Origin of the sequence: Brevibacillus sp. FSL K6-6036, from assembly GCF_037964015.1 — a bacterium.
Lineage (GTDB): Bacteria > Bacillota > Bacilli > Brevibacillales > Brevibacillaceae > Brevibacillus > Brevibacillus borstelensis.
The window spans coordinates 415,001-430,480 of sequence record NZ_CP150173.1; the positions used below are offsets into that span (position 1 = coordinate 415,001).

At 51.9% G+C, this 15,480-nt stretch carries 14 protein-coding genes (1 of these 14 running past the window's edge); 13 read left to right on the forward strand and 1 reads right to left on the reverse strand.

Features of this window, described 5'->3' with window-relative positions; genetic code table 11:
• From NST37_RS02325 to NST37_RS02370, 10 genes are all read left to right on the forward strand, one after another.
• On the forward strand, positions 1-581 hold the 3' portion of the coding sequence (locus NST37_RS02325; protein ID WP_171506549.1) for a hypothetical protein. The gene continues 325 nt to the left of window position 1, outside the view; the window shows 581 of its 906 coding nt (coding positions 326-906); its start codon lies off the left edge, out of view; the stop codon is at positions 579-581.
• A gap of 344 nt (positions 582-925) precedes the next feature.
• Complete coding sequence (locus tag NST37_RS02330; protein WP_003389952.1) at positions 926-1,624, forward strand: response regulator transcription factor; 699 nt, start codon at positions 926-928, stop codon at positions 1,622-1,624.
• Positions 1,621-3,066 carry an ATP-binding protein gene (locus NST37_RS02335; RefSeq protein ID WP_039070369.1) on the forward strand — a complete coding sequence of 482 codons (1,446 nt, stop codon included), beginning with the start codon at positions 1,621-1,623 and terminating at the stop codon, positions 3,064-3,066. Before NST37_RS02330 ends, NST37_RS02335 begins: the two co-directional genes overlap by 4 nt.
• A 388-nt stretch (positions 3,067-3,454) precedes the next feature.
• Positions 3,455-3,631: a hypothetical protein gene (locus NST37_RS02340; RefSeq protein ID WP_155808001.1), complete on the forward strand. Its 177-nt coding sequence runs from the start codon at positions 3,455-3,457 to the stop codon at positions 3,629-3,631.
• Between the two features lie 195 nt (positions 3,632-3,826).
• Positions 3,827-5,338, forward strand: coding sequence for an MFS transporter (locus tag NST37_RS02345; protein WP_339186175.1), 1,512 nt, complete (start codon positions 3,827-3,829; stop codon positions 5,336-5,338).
• A gap of 368 nt (positions 5,339-5,706) precedes the next feature.
• The gene (locus tag NST37_RS02350) at positions 5,707-6,747 is read left to right on the forward strand and encodes a hypothetical protein (protein WP_339186177.1); all 1,041 of its coding nucleotides are present in this window, start codon (positions 5,707-5,709) and stop codon (positions 6,745-6,747) included.
• Positions 6,734-8,908 (forward strand): molybdopterin oxidoreductase family protein, encoded by a 2,175-nt coding sequence (locus NST37_RS02355; RefSeq protein WP_327955937.1) that lies wholly within the window; start codon positions 6,734-6,736, stop codon positions 8,906-8,908. The genes NST37_RS02350 and NST37_RS02355 overlap by 14 nt, the downstream gene beginning before the upstream one ends.
• Positions 8,901-9,470 carry a 4Fe-4S dicluster domain-containing protein gene (locus tag NST37_RS02360; RefSeq protein WP_039070376.1) on the forward strand — a complete coding sequence of 190 codons (570 nt, stop codon included), beginning with the start codon at positions 8,901-8,903 and terminating at the stop codon, positions 9,468-9,470. The genes NST37_RS02355 and NST37_RS02360 overlap by 8 nt, the downstream gene beginning before the upstream one ends.
• A 124-nt stretch (positions 9,471-9,594) precedes the next feature.
• Entirely contained in the window at positions 9,595-10,122 is a 528-nt protein-coding gene (locus NST37_RS02365; protein ID WP_327955936.1) for a Rieske 2Fe-2S domain-containing protein, read from the forward strand.
• On the forward strand, positions 10,112-10,300 hold the full coding sequence (locus tag NST37_RS02370) for a hypothetical protein (protein WP_003389944.1): 189 nt from the start codon (positions 10,112-10,114) through the stop codon (positions 10,298-10,300). The genes NST37_RS02365 and NST37_RS02370 overlap by 11 nt, the downstream gene beginning before the upstream one ends.
• Before the next feature lie 166 nt (positions 10,301-10,466).
• On the opposite strand, the gene NST37_RS02375 is transcribed toward NST37_RS02370, so the two are convergent.
• Positions 10,467-11,171, reverse strand: coding sequence for a Crp/Fnr family transcriptional regulator (locus NST37_RS02375; protein ID WP_003389943.1), 705 nt, complete (start codon positions 11,169-11,171; stop codon positions 10,467-10,469).
• A gap of 173 nt (positions 11,172-11,344) precedes the next feature.
• Here NST37_RS02375 and NST37_RS02380 point away from each other — a divergent pair, with 173 nt between their 5' ends.
• From NST37_RS02380 to NST37_RS02390, 3 genes are all read left to right on the forward strand, one after another.
• Entirely contained in the window at positions 11,345-11,839 is a 495-nt protein-coding gene (locus tag NST37_RS02380; RefSeq protein WP_003389942.1) for a hemerythrin domain-containing protein, read from the forward strand.
• A 329-nt stretch (positions 11,840-12,168) separates the two neighbouring features.
• A complete protein-coding gene (locus NST37_RS02385) occupies positions 12,169-13,461 on the forward strand; it encodes an MFS transporter (protein WP_003389941.1) in 1,293 nt (430 codons plus the stop codon).
• A 322-nt stretch (positions 13,462-13,783) separates the two neighbouring features.
• Positions 13,784-15,235, forward strand: coding sequence for a SulP family inorganic anion transporter (locus tag NST37_RS02390; protein ID WP_152562227.1), 1,452 nt, complete (start codon positions 13,784-13,786; stop codon positions 15,233-15,235).
• Positions 15,236-15,480: the final 245 nt, after the last annotated feature.

Sequence of the window (15,480 nt, forward strand, 5' to 3'; positions counted from 1 at the left end):
AAGCGTTACGGCAACGGCCGGAACTCATTACAGCCGAGATCGTGGACGGCCTGGTCCATGTATTGGAATTGACTACGCAGGACAGACAGAACCGATATTGGGGCATCGATAACTACTTTGAAGTAACCGAACCGGATGTCCGGCCATTTGTTCCCCCCTATCGAGACACTGTCGATATGGCGCAGCGTGCATTTGAAGAGCTTCATACAGTATCAGCAGGAAGAAAGATCGATGGCGTCATGTACCATTTCGCCGGAGAAACCGAGCACAGCATTACGTTTGCGCAAGCACTTACCGACCTGGAACGCTTCGGTTATAAGGACTTGGTCGATGCAGGCATGATTAACCACCGCATACAAATGTACCTCAATCGCCAAATGCCTGAGGAGGTACGAAGGGACCAAGTGCATGAACCGGAGTTTTCATCTGTTCTTGCACCGGAATATTGGGAGAAGACATACGAAGATCCGCATGCGTTAAAAGTGCCTTACGCCGCGCTCGACCTGTTAAAGCGAATTCCCGAGGGGGACAGGGAGAAGGCTGAGTATGGGGTTTGCAAATTGTTGACCATCATGAAATAATAAGGTGTACGGGATGTGCTGCGGAATCGGCACATCCTTTTTCGATGGATAAAAGCTATGAAGGACTTTTGCCTGCCTATCAGAAAAAGCGCTTTTGTTTTTGCAAGGATCACCCGATGCCGGTATTTAAAAAAGCCTCGGAAAGCAACGGAATGTATCGGAAAGCAATGGAATGCATCGGATTGTACCAGAAAATCCAGCCCCATCCTGTACTGGGGAATCATACTATGGCGGCATGACTTATGCAGGTCCACAAGCAAGCTATTATATGTTACCATGATAAAAATTTATGCTTTTCTGCTTACGGATGGCAGGCACTGTCCACAGAAGGGAGGTTGTTGACCATGATAAATACGAAAGTGTTAGTCGCGGACGACGATCCAAATGTGTGCGAAATTATCCGTCTGTTCTTTTCCAAACAACAAATTGATTTAGTCGTGGCAAACGACGGGAAGCAAGCCTTGGAGCTTGTGGAAAAGGAGATTCCCGATCTCATCGTTCTCGATGTGATGATGCCCCATATGGATGGCTTTGAAGCGTGCAGAGAAATCCGCAAGAAATGGGATACTCCGATTATCATGCTGACGGCCAAAGATGAAGAATTCGACCGGGTGCTTGGCCTCGAGCTGGGCGCCGATGATTATGTAACCAAACCGTTCAGTCCCCGGGAGCTTGTGGCCCGGATCCGGGCGATCTTGAGACGGACGCAGCCGAGAGAAAAGCAGGAAGAGGATACGGCGAAGGTACTTACCTTTGATCGGCTCATGATTGATATTGAAAAACGGGAAGTGCTGGCTGCAGACGAGAAAATCAGTTTTCGTCCAAAGGAGTTTGACCTGCTGGTGCACATGGCGAAGTCACCGGGCACCGTGTTTTCACGTGAGCAATTATTGGAACAGATATGGGGTTTTGACTATTTCGGAGATGCCCGTACGATTGATGTGCACGTCAAAAAAATCAGGCAAAGGCTCCAGGTGCTTCCTTATGAATGCATACACACCGTGTGGGGGATCGGCTACAAATTCGGAGTGGATGAAGCATGATGGGGATGTCAAAAAGCATCTTCCGCCGTCTGCTGTTCAGCTTTTTGGCTACGGTCCTCATCGGCTTGGGCTTTTCCGGCATCCTGATCTCCTTTCTCGCAAAGGAGTACATTTACGGTGCCCAAAAAGAAGAGATGCTTCGTCAGGCGAAGCGAGTGAATGCCGCCATCCAAGACAGCAATGTAATCAACCCGGCACTGCTTGGAAAATTGGCCTCGCTCGATGAGTCCTTTAACATGCGCATCTGGCTGTTTGACCAAAAAGGCAAGATTGTGGCGACTTCTATGAAGGATGAGGTATTTACGGGAAAAGCGGTTGCCCACTCCATTGCCGATTCCGTATTAAAAGGAAAGAATGCGGTTACGGAGTTAAAGATGGAAGGCTTGGAAGATCCGATGCTATCCGTATCTATCCCTTGGGGCAAAGGGGAAAAGGTGTACGGGGGGATCATTCTGCATGCGCCGATTGAGGGAGTGGAGCGGACCTTTGCCCAGATGAGGGAAACGATTCTCTGGGCGACCTTGTTTGGCGTGCTCTTGTCTACGGCGATGGTTTCGTATTTGTCCTGGTCCATTTCCAGGCCGCTCAGAAATATCGAACGGACGACAGCGGAGATCGGACGGGGGAACTACTCCGAACGTGTACAGGTAGACACTGCCGACGAGATTGGCGACCTGGCCCAGACGATCAATACGCTCGCCGGCAAATTGGAGCGTGTAGAACAGGAGCGGCAGCACCTGGAGCAAGTTCGGAACGATTTTCTTGCGAATGTCTCGCATGAATTGCGGACGCCGCTGACGGCGATGCAAGGCTTTTTGGAGGCGCTGCAGGACGGGCTGGTCGAGGAAGAGGAAGCCCGTCAGAAATACTACGCGGTCATGTATTCGGAGACCTTGCACATCAGTCGGCTGGTCGATGATCTGATGGACTTGATGAAACTGGAGAACAATGAAGTAACGCTGGCGAAATTCCCTGTTGATGTGGAAACGCTGATGAACAAGGTGGCGTTTTCCTTCAGCCCGGAAGCCGAGGAAAAGGGCATTGAGATCATCGTAGAGCAGCCGAAGGGCCTTCCCAAGGTGTACGCCGATAAAGACAGGGTCGCACAAATTTTGAAAAACCTCGTGAAAAATGCGATCAAGTTCACCGATGAGGGGACGATTCGCCTCTCGGCCCGAAGCAATGGACAGTGGGTGGAAATCTCCGTCAGCGATACGGGGATCGGCATCTCGCCGGACGATCAGGAGCGGATCTGGGAGCGCTTTTTCAAGGTTGACCGCGGCCGTTCCAAAAAGAACAAGGGGACAGGGCTTGGACTTGCGATCGTCAAAGAATTGGTTGAGCTGCACGACGGACAGGTAACACTGGAGAGCGAGCCGGGGAAGGGAAGCGTGTTTATCGTCCGGCTGCCGGCACTGAACTGCGAACGGTCGGTTTCCTGACAGTCTGACAGTTTGAGAAGGTCATCGTTTTTTCATATTTTGTTCATGGTTTTTTCCCACTCTCCTCACAGGATGATCATCTTTCCCAGCTACGATATACATGTGGCCGAAAGAAGTCACAAAGTAAAGACAGGAAAGGGGAGTTCAATCATGAACAAACGATGGATATCCTTAGCGGCAGTCGCACTTCTTCTGTCCGGCAGCTTGGTGGCTTGCTCCAGCCCGACCAGCAACCCGGAACCAGCGACACAACAAGACGGAAGCGCAACGACCCCTGGCTCTTCCTCCACAACCGAAACTGATCAGTCTACAGATAGTTCTGTTTCCCAAGATCAATCGACTCCTGACGCGTCGACGGGAGCTTCGGATTCCACACCGGGGTCTTCTGATGCGTCGACTGGATCGGATTCCACAACCGATTCAACGGATGCGTCGAAAGGTTCTTCCGATGCATCGACAGGTTCGGCTGATTCTCAGTCCGGAGATGCTGATGCAAGCAAAACTGAAGGTGGTACAACCGACCCAGCTGCTTCAACGGGTTCCGGCAACTAAGCTGTACATCTAGTACGACATAACGTTCAAGTCGCGTCTGAGTGCTTTCAAACTACTTCCCTCCCACATTGATATACGGGGTGGCCTATGCCACCCCTTTTTGTTGTCTTCATAAACGAAGAGAGGGCACCTGTGAGATTTATCACAATCTCCTGCTCCAAATTCAATTACCATGAGGGTGTAACTTCCTCAAGGAGGATGAGTGCTCATGGTAAAGAAAATACAATTGCCGCTGCAGACCGCCAGTCTGGTCGTCGGGTTTATGGTCTGGGTGATCCTATCATCATTGATGCCATTTATGAAAGAAAGCTTGTCGCTCGAACAGGGGCAAATCGCCTGGATTACGGCCATTCCGGTTTTGCTCGGTTCCCTTTTGCGGATACCGGTCGGCTATCTGGCGAACCGTTACGGGGCGAGGCTGCTGTTTGCCATCAGTTTTTTGATCCTGTTGGTCCCCGTGTATTACATCAGCGAGGCTACGAGTGCAGCCGACCTGATGATCGGAGGACTGTTTCTGGGCATCTCGGGAGCAGTCTTTTCCGTCGGGGTGACGTCGCTTCCCAAGTATTATCCAAAGGAAAAGCTGGGCTCCGTCAACGGGATATACGGAATGGGCAATATCGGGACAGCGATCAGCTCTTTCGGGGCGCCTGTCATCGCAAGCTATTGGGGATGGTCGGCAACGGTTCAACTGTACATGGTGCTGCTAGCCGGATTTGCGGCGCTGAATCTCTTGCTCGGCGATAAAGCGGAACCGCGGGTAACCGTTTCCTTGAAGGAGCAGATCAAAAGCGTCTACAAAAACGAAAGACTCTGGTTTTTAAGTCTCTTCTACTTCGTTACGTTCGGCTCGTTTGTAGCCTTTACCGTCTATTTGCCTAACTTTTTGGTCGCCCATTTTGAACTGGACAAAGTGGATGCGGGGCTGCGCACAGCAGGATTTATCGTGCTCGCTACGCTGGCCCGCCCGATAGGCGGGTGGCTCGGTGACCGCTGGGATTCGTTCAAGGTGCTGATGGTCGTCTTTACCGGAATGACCGCAGCGGGCATCCTGCTGTCCTTCTCGCTGTCGATCCAGCTGTATACAGTAGGCTGTCTGGTGATTGCAGCCTGCGCGGGTATCGGAAACGGAGCCGTCTTTAAACTGGTGCCGATGTATTTTTCCAAGCAAGCGGGAATTGTAAACGGAATTGTCTCTGCCATGGGCGGTTTGGGCGGTTTTTTCCCGCCGCTGATGCTGACCCTGCTGTTCAATCTGACCGGACATTACGCGATCGGCTTCATGGCGCTTTCCCAGGTGGCGCTCTGCTGCTTCATCATCGTGATGTGGATGTACTACCAGGATCGGCTTACGCTCGCGCTCAGCATCGTGGAAAACACGGTCGAGGCGATCGTCGTTACGGATAAAAAAGGGACGATCACTTTTGTGAATCCTGCATTTGAACAAGTGACCGGGTACAAAAAAGAGGAGGTCATCGGCAAGAACCCCAGCATTCTCAAGTCCGGCAAGCAAGATCGGGCGTTTTACGACAGGATGTGGAAAGCGATTGAGGAGCAGGGGTATTGGGCCGGGGAGATATGGAACAAGCGAAAAGACAATGGCCTGTTTTTGGAGTGGCTCACGATCAGCGCGATCCGCAATGACGTCGGTGAGGTGAAGTACTATGCCGGGATGTTTAGCGATGTGACCCAGCAAAGAGCAGAAAAGGCTTCCGGGTGAAAAGGGCGGCAGGTGAGGCAGAAGTTGAGGGTAGAGGTGTGTAAAGCTGGGCGAAAGAACGATACAGCTTCCATGGAAGAAAGATAAAGGGGTGACAGACAAACAAATACAGGCAGACGCATACAGGCAGACGCATACAGGCAGGCGCATACAGGCGGTCGTATGTGCCTGTCTTTTTTCATGTACGGACTTGCAAGTACGAGCCGACCGGTTTGTGAAGAAGTGATGACAAAACGAGCAGGATTCGACAAAAGAGGCCGTCCCGGGCCGACGCAAGTGACAAACATCACAACCGGCAAAAGGCCGGGTTGATAGAATGAAGCCGTCAAGAGAACGAACGCTTTCCCGAAAGAGAAGGAGGGTTTCCCGTGAATCACGCGTTTGCTTCCAAATTGGCTCAAAGGGCATTTGTCATCGTCTGTATCCTGTTTGTGTTGAGCTATCTGGGATCTCAATTCTTTACGCATATCGACCTGGCCCTGTACGGCTACATCGTCGGGACGCTGGTGTTTATCGGCGGGTTTCTGTACCGTTTCTCCGCCTGGGCGGAGCGGCCGCCCACCAAGCTGATTTTGAAAAAGGGCCTCAAGCTGCTGTTTCGCCGCGGTACGAGCAAAACGTCGGCGGAGCATCTGCTCACGTACCGCTTCATCTGGAATCGCGGCTGGTTTCGCTGGACACAGCACTTCCTGGTGGGGTGGGGCTGCATCCTCTCAGCGCTTGTCACGTTCCCGCTTGTGTTTGGCTGGATGTACTTCACGATGGAAGACAACGGCTATTACCACGTCGTCGCGATGGGCATCGACGTAATGAAAATCAAAGCAGACGGTCTGCTCGCCTACCTGTTTTACAATGCGCTGAATATTTCCGCCTTCATGGTCATTGCCGGCGTATGCATGGCTCTGTACCGTCGCCTCAAGAACATGCAGGCTCGGGCGGAGCAAACCTTCTTTTACGACTTCCTGCCGCTTTACATGCTGCTGTTCGTCAGTGTGACCGGACTTGCGTTGACCGGCGTCAATATGTTTGCCGGAGGGTTTGGCCATCCGGTGCTCACGATCATTCACCAGTTTGCCGTGATCGTGACGCTGATCTACCTGCCGTTTGGCAAACTGGCGCACATCCCGTTCCGTCCGATGAGCGTTCTCGCCCGCAACTACCGGGAGCATTACGGTGCGCTGGAGCAGAAGGCGTGCAAGGCATGCGGCACAGGCTTCGTTTCGGCCGAGCAGTCTGCCGATGTGGTTGAGGTGCTTGCGAAAAACGACCTTTCATTTCGGACCGAGCACGGGTACCATCTGGCCGAACTGTGCCTCCCCTGCCGACGCAAGTACCGCATGTTCCGGTTTACCGGCATTCCGACACACCAGATAGACGCCAAGGAGGCGAACCAGCATGCAAACGGATAAATTTTTCAAAGAGATACAAAATGTCGTGCATCCTCATGAAAAGCTGGTGTCCACGCATTGCTGCTACTGCGGAATGCAGTGCGGGATGAAGCTGAGGGTGGATACGAATACAAATACGATCGTCGGAGTGGAGCCGCGCTACGACTTTCCGGTCAACCTCGGCAAAATGTGCCCCAAAGGCGTGACGGCTTACCAGCAGGTAAACCATCCGGATCGGATCAAACGTCCGCTTGTGCGGAAGAATCCGGCTTTAAAAGGAACGCCGGATGGCTTCGAGGAGGTCTCGTGGGAAGAAGCGCTCAGCCTGATCACAGACCGGTTCCGGGACATGCAGGGGAAATACGGCAAAGACACCCTGTCTGTCTTCTCCGGCGTTTCCATGACAAATGAAAAGTGCTATTTGACAGGGAAATTCGCCAGGGTGGCACTGCAAACCCGCTATGTCGATTACAACGGGCGATTTTGCATGTCGTCGGCAGCAGCAGGCCTCAACCGCAGTCTGGGCATTGACCGGGGCTCTACCGTTCCGTGGACCGACCTGCATCAGACGGATTGCCTGTTTATCGCCGGCTCCAATGCAGCGGAATGCCATCCGACCAGCATGTTTCGCATCTGGGAGGTGCAGAATCGGGGCGGCTACCTGATCGTCGCCGATCCGCGCGAGACTCCGCTTGCCCGCCGGGCGGACATCCACCTCGATCTGCGGCCCGGCACCGATCTGGCCTTGGCAAACGGAATCGTTCATCTGCTGATCAAAAACGGCTACGTAGACGAGGAATTTGTGCGCAACCACACCAATGGCTTCGCGGAGACAAAAGAGCTGTTGGAAGCCTACACACCGGAATACGTCAGCGGCATTACCGGGATCGCCACAGAGAAAATCATCCGGGCTGCCGAGATCTACGGCAAGGCACCGGAAGCGATCGTCATGTTCTGCCGAGGAGCCGAACAGCAATCCAAGGGGACGGACAACGTATCGGCCTACACCAACATGGCGCTGGTGACAGGAAAGATCGGCCGGCCGAAATCAGGCGTGGCCACGTTTACCGGACAGGGAAACGGCCAGGGCGGACGCGAGCACGGGCAAAAAGCGGACCAACTGCCCGGGTACCGCAAGATGGACAACCCGGAGCACGTAAAAGAAGTGGCTTGCGCCTGGGGGATCCCCGTGGAGGAGATGCCGCAAAAAGGAGTTTCCGCCTACGAAATGTTCGGGCTGATGCTGGACAAAACGATTCGCGGGCTGTACCTGCTCTGCTCCAATCCGGCCGTAAGCGCGCCCAACCAGAACCACGTCCGGGCCGCACTGCAAAGCCTCGACTTCATGGTCTGCTGCGACTTCTATCTGTCCGAGTCGGCTGAATACGCCGATGTGGTGCTTCCTGTGACGACATGGGCCGAAGACGACGGCACGACGACCAATCTCGAGGGACGCATCATCCGCCACGTAAAGGCCCAGGAGTGGTACGCCGAATCGAAGCCGGACTGGTGGATTCAAATCGAGATCGCCAAACGAATGGGGCGGGGACAGTATTTTGAACATCTGAAGGACCCGCAGGATATTTTCGACGAGCTGCGCCGTGTCTCCAAGGGTGGGGTGGCCGACTATTCCGGCGTCACCTACGAAAAAATCGAGAAAAACAACGGGGTTTTTTGGCCGTGTGTCTCCGAGGAAGACCAAGGGATGCCCCATCTGTTTTTGGACAAAAAGTTCTACCATCCGGACGGAAAGGCGAAGATATGCGCCCTGCCGTACCGTCCTCCCGCCGAGGAGCCGGATGAGGAATATCCGCTTCGCCTGACGACTGGCCGTGTCGTGTACCACTACCTGTCGGGAAATCAGACGCGACGCATTCCGTTTTTGCATGCCATGTACCCGGACCCGCTGCTGGAAATTCACCCCGAGACAGCTGAACGGTACGGCCTCCAAAACGGAGAGAAGGTTTTGCTGAAAACCCGGCGGGGAGAAGCTCCCTACAAAGTAAAAGTCATTGCGGCAATCCGTCCGGATACGGTCTTTGTCCCTTATCACTGGGGCAAGCATGAATCGATCAACCTTTTGACCAATCCAGCGCTTGATCCGTACAGCAAGATGCCGGAGTTCAAGGCATGCGCCGCACAAATCATCAAGCTGGGGAGGGAGGAGCGCCGACATGGGTAAGCAAGTGCTCTACATCGAAATGGACAACTGCATCGGCTGTCGAAGCTGTCTGGCTGCCTGCACGCAGTGCGGAGGTCATGACAATCGCAACCGCAACTACGTAATGGACGTCGATCCTTTTCACACGCGGCAAACGATCCCGCTGATGTGCCTGCATTGCGTCGATCCGGCTTGTGCCCGCAGCTGTCCGGCGCAAGCAATCCAGATCGCCGACAACGGCGCTGTCCTCTCGGCGCTGGTCGAAAAGTGCATCGGCTGCCAGAATTGTACGATCGCCTGCCCCTACGGTATCCCGAAATTTGATCAGGAGCAAAACCTGATGTACAAATGCGATCTTTGCTACGACCGTACAAAGGACGGCATTCCGCCCATGTGCGCATCTGTCTGCCCGACCAACACCCTGCAGTGGATCGACGAAGCGGAGCTCGCACGGAAACAGGAGCAGCACCTCCTGTCCAACGGCAAATGGGTTGCAAGCCAGCCGTTCAATCCGCTTGAGGGCGAAACAAACGTGAGGATCAGCTTGCCAGGCATTCTGCAGGGAAGGGAGAAGCTCTTTTAGCCGCATGGTGCGGTTCGCGGTATAGGCGACAAGACGACAAGCGCTGCTTGAAGTCCTTGAGTGCGGCGGCTGCCAGGCAACAGAGCCGAACGGAACGATTGCTTTGAAAAGGGGGAAGGACAGGATGAGTGACGACAAAAGAAGGAACGTGCCGGAGCGGGACGACAATTATACGCACAATATCCATCGGTCGAATGAACGTTCGCTGGACCGCAGGGCTTTTATGAAAACGGTGCTGGGCGGTGTCGGATTGTTCGCAGTCTCCACATTGCCTTGGGGGACGCTGGCTGCCAAACAATTGCTGGCGCCGGGAAGCGAGAAATACCCCCGGAAAAAGATCGTCGAAGCGGGAGCTGTGAAAACTGGGGAGGCAGTAGAATTCTTCTATCCAAGCGACCACGAAGGGGCATTGCTCGTACGGGTAGGAGAGGACGAGTGGAGGGCCTATCAAAATGCCTGCACCCATTTAAAATGTCCGGTTTTCTGGAGTACAGAAAAAAACGAGCTGCTCTGCCCGTGCCATCACGGCAAATTTGACGTCATGACCGGCGAACCGTTAGCCGGGCCGCCGAGAAGGGCGCTGCCCGAAATAGAGCTGGAGATCGAAGGGGGAAGTATTTACGCAATCGGGGTGAAACCGTATGAAACATAATGTCAGAGGCATCATCCTGCTGGCTTTGGTGCTTTTGGGAAGCATCATTTGTACGCAGTATACGGTAAATATGTACTTCGCCGAGCGATATGAAGTGAGCGTTATGCTTTCAGTTGTCAATCTTCTGCTGTTTCCGCTTGCATATATGATTTATCGGCGAGAGCGGGGGCGGGAGTAGGAAAAAGAGTCAGAAGTGAGTCAGTTTAGTGAGTCAGAACTGAGTTAGAATAGGTCAGAACTGAGCCGAAAAGTGCGTCAGTAGAGAGTCGCAAGAGACAGACAGCGGCTTGCCAGGCAATCGAACACCCTGCCAATGGAGACGGCAGGGTGCTTTTTGCTTGCAGCTATATTTGGCAAATTTCCGGCGGGCAATCGTCACAGCAAATCGTTTCCTTCAGATAGGTCAGATCCTTGATCAGGATATGTCCATGCGGCAGCAAATCAATCACTTGCTGCTTCTTCAGGTCTGACAGCATCCGGTTTACGCTTTCTCTGGTCAAGCCGATAAAATGAGCAAGGTCACGGTTGGTCAAAGAAAGATTGATATAAATGCCCTCGGACCGCTCTTCTCCGTAAGTATTGCACATGCGAATCAACGTGGAATACAAGGCGCCGACTTTTCCGTTCAACAACAGGTCGCGGAATTTTGATTGCATGCGCCGGTTCATGATTCCCATCCAACGCATGAAGTCTACGCAATACTCCCCGTTTTTTATCAGAATCTGTTCCAGGCCAGCGCGCGGGATCACTCGGACCGCTCCGTCTTCCAGTATGGCCGCGCTGGCAGTGTGGACCAGCTCTGCTTCAAACAAGCCGGCCAACCCGACGAGCTCGCCTGAACCGAATACTTGCAGGGTAAGCTCTTTTCCATCAACCGTGGTCTTCGTCAGCTTTACTTGCCCGGACGAGATGAGATAAAGGTATTCAGCAGGGTCGCCATCCATGTAGAGAACGGCTCCGGCCGGGAAATTTCTCTCCGTGGCGAGAGTATACAGCCTCGCCAGGAAGTCAGGCGAGATCTGCTGGACAAAGGTAAGGCTTTTAGCCAATCGCGCTCCCCCATTTCATACGAGCAGACGTCGATACTTGTTGAGTAGTCCAAACCATTCTATCGGATGGAGCTGTGGAAATGCAGTGACTACAGTCACATTTCAAGAAAAATCATGTATTTTTGAGCAGATTGTGACGATCCTCACTATGGAGGCGAGGAACGGGGTCTATCATGAATGTTGTGGAAAGGGGGGAATGTGCGACATTGCTGCGATATTTTCGCGGGGAACACGACCATTTGTTGCAGCAGCTAGAAACACTGAAAAAACTCCTATACTCCGGTTCCAATTGGGATGCGGAGAAGGAAGAGCAGATTGTGGCCCTTACAGCCGACCTGGTGCAAAATATGCTCCACCACTTTACGGAAGAGGAAGAGATTTTGTTTCCTCTGATCACACAAGCGAACCTTACCCTTGTTCACCCGGTCTCTGCAATGAAAAAGGAGCACGAACGGATTCGCGCCACCCTTCTGCAGCTTCAATCTGAAACGGAATGCTGTCAAAAGACCAAACAGAGCAGCCACCGGCTGATTGCCTTGATGCGTGAGGCGTGGCAGCTCGTTTTGGACCACCTGAGCAAAGAAAATCTGATGTTAATTCCGATGGCCAATCAATTGCTGCATGAAAACGAAAGGGAAGCCGTGTTGAAAAAGGTAGGCAGAAAATAACGTGAGATGATACAGGTTGAATCAGCCCGTACCGGTTATGCAAGGGACGGGCTTTTTGCCGTTATTCATAAGAGTCGCAAGCAGGGTACAGGAGATTGTCGGAGCTGTTCGAAGAAAATAATGTTGCAGACTCGGAAAGATACTGGCGGAACCGAGGAGTAAATGGTATGGCATTATAAACGAAAAGTGCAGACAAAGGCCTTCATAACAAAATGAATCATCCAACATTTTGTGATAATGAAAGCGCAAGATCTTGAAACGTAAGTTCCCCTATACTAAAAATGCAAATTTGAATGGCAATGAGTTGTGACGAAAATGGGGGAACGAGCATGAGTAACAAGGCAGAAGGATTGTTAACGAACACAGATTTTCGCAGGCTCTGGATTGGGCAAACTGCATCACAGTTTGGGACTCAGGTAGCATTATTAGGAATGCCATTAGTGGCAGCTCTCTATTTAGGGGCCAGTCCCATGCAAATGGGGTTGCTTGGTTTTGCCGAGTATGCGCCATTTATCATTTTCGGTTTGCTCGCTGGTGTATGGATAGACAGATTTCCCCGGCGCCCCATTCTTGTCGCCGCTAACTTTGTCAGGGGTGCATTACTGCTCATTGTGCCGCTGACAGCCTTGATTGGATTCCTGAATATGACAGTTCTATATTTAATAGCCTTCATAGTGGGTATCTGTACTGTCTTTTTTGATGTTGCCTATACATCCTTTTTGCCTTCCGTCGTGAGCAAGGAGCAGCTTGTTGATGGAAATAGCAAACTAGAGACAAGTAAATCTGCCGCACAAATTGCTGGGCCGGGTTTATCAGGTGGATTGGAACAGGTAATCACCGCTCCTTTTGCAATATTGTTCACGTCGGTATCCTTTTTTGTATCCGCTGTGTACATAGCCCGGATTCGCAAGTTGGAGAAAGTCGTGACAGATGCGAAAAAACCAAAAAACATGTGGCTGGAAATGAAAGAAGGGCTGCATACGGTTTACACAAAACCGTTGCTGTGGGGAGTGGTGCGCTGCTCAACAGTCTTTAACCTTTCCTGGAATGTTATTTTTAGTGTTTATGTTCTATATGCATCGCAGGAACTCAAAATCAGTGCGAGCATTCTCGGCATCATTTATGGAACGCTAGGAGTAGGGTACCTATTTGGCTCTCTGCTTGCCCAAAGGGCTGTACATCGTTTTGGAGTAGGTCCGACAATTGTGGGTTCCGCTACGATCGCAGCAAGTGGCGGTTTGCTTGCTCCATTAGCAGTAGGATCAGAATTAAGTATTGCGTTGATTATGATGCTCGGACAGCTTCTTTTCGGAATGGGGGTCTCAATGTTTAGCATTAGTACCATCAGTTTACGTCAAGTAATTGTACCCGATGCCCTGCAAGGTCGCGTGAACGCTACATTTCGATTTATCTCGTGGGGTTCTTTACCTCTTGGTTCGTTAATGGGAGGGATGATCGGGGGAGCAATGGGTTTACGGTTCGCTTTATTTGCGGGTGGCATTGGATTGTTAGCTTCGGCTTGTACATTATGGTTCACCCCATTTTTACAGCTACGCGTGAAATCATTTCACGAATTAACATTGGAAAAAGATGTGTCTATAAAGAGCCAAGGAGTGACGTAAGAAGTATCCAACCAACGGGATCGATAGCTTTAATAAAACTGCGGGAGTCTGGGACTTTGTTTTCTGGTCCGTGGCTTCCGCTGTTTTGTTTGGGAGCAAATCAACGGATACAGTCTAAAACTTTATTTTCTGCGAACAGAAGCAGAATACAACAGCTCCTGCCATAATTTAACATGGTCAAACTTTGCCTATATCCTTTATAATATGTTTTCGTATTCAACGGCCCCGACTTTCTTGCGAGGAGAAAGTCAATGTGTTTTTCGGCAAAATCAAAAGCTTGAACGAGACTCGGAAAATTTAGCAGAAAAGAGGTCATGCATTGATTACTTCACAACTGAAAAAGACTTGGCTATGCAACCTGCGGGGTGATGTGCTCGCGGGAGTGACGGTAGCTCTCGCTTTGATTCCTGAAGCGATCGCCTTTTCGATCATCGCCGGAGTCGATCCGATGGTGGGTTTGTATGCGTCGTTTTGCATCGCCTGTGTGATCGCATTTACGGGTGGGCGTCCAGGGATGATCTCCGCTGCGACAGGCGCAATGGCGCTGCTGATGGTGACGCTGGTCAAGGACCATGGCATCGAGTACCTGTTTGCCGCGACTGTGCTGACAGGGGTTCTCCAGTTCATCATGGGCGTGTTCAGGATCGGCCGGTTTATTACCTTCGTGCCGCACTCTGTCATGATCGGCTTCGTCAATGCGCTGGCGATCCTGATATTTATGGCGCAGCTTCCGCATTTTGTCGGCGAATCTTGGATCATGTACGCAATGGTCGCGGGAACATTGGCCATTATTTATTTGCTGCCTCTCGTCACAAAAGCGGTGCCGGCTCCATTGATCGCGATCATCGTGATGACGGTTCTGGCCATCTGGGCAGGTCTGGATGTGCGGACAGTAGGTGACATGGGGGAAATAACGCGGACCCTGCCGGTATTTCATGTTGCAGATGTCCCGTTTAGCTGGGAGACCTTGACGATCATCTTCCCGTATTCCTTTGCACTTGCTCTCGTCGGGATTTTGGAATCGCTTTTGACAGCGACCATCATCGATGAGATGACGGAGACGAAAAGCGACAAGAACCGGGAAGTAAAGGGCCAGGGCATCGCCAATATCGTGACCGGATTTTTTGGCGGAATGGCCGGATGCGCGATGATCGGCCAATCGGTGATCAATGTGAAATCGGGAGGCCGCGGAAGACTGTCTACACTGGTGGCTGGACTGTTCCTGCTGTTTTTGATCATGGTGCTGGGCGACGTCGTCAAGCAGATCCCTATGGGAGCGCTCGTTGGCGTCATGATGATGGTCTCCATCAGCACGTTTGACTGGAAGTCTCTCGTCAATTTGCGCCGTGTGCCTTTCAGCGACGCAGTCGTGATGATTGTCACCGTAGCGATTGTGGTCGCTACGCACGATCTGTCCAAAGGCGTTATCGCCGGAGTGGTCATTAGCGCTCTCGTATTTGGCTGGAAGATGGCTCGCTTGAAGACAAATGTGCTGTACGATAAAAATGGTGTGAAGGTATACACGGTATCCGGACAGCTGTTTTTTGGAACGATGAGTCATTTTGTCGAACAGTTCGATGTCCAGTCCGACCCTGAGCGGGTGGTAGTCGATTTCCGGCATTCGCATGTGTGGGATCAATCGGCGGTAACGGCCATTTCCAAGGTAGTGGCTGCTTATCGGCAGGCCGGCAAAGAGATTGTGCTCGAAGGGCTGAATGAAGAAAGCCAAAAGCTGATTGAGCGGATCGGGCTCGCTTTGCCGTCTGGGCACTAGAAAAAATGTATCGGAACGCAAATGAAATTGGAAAAGTCTTGGCAGTAGTAACCTTGAGTTGCTACTGTCAGGACTTTTTTTGGGTGACAGAACCAAGCTGGTGCTTGTGGGCCAAAATCGGGGAACTCGGGCAAGCGAAAATCTGGCTGCAGCTGAAAAAAGACGGAACAGGAATAGAGATGGTTCTTTGTTTCTTCGGAACAAAAGATTCCCTCTTTTTTGTTGAGTGAAAACATTTTCAGTTG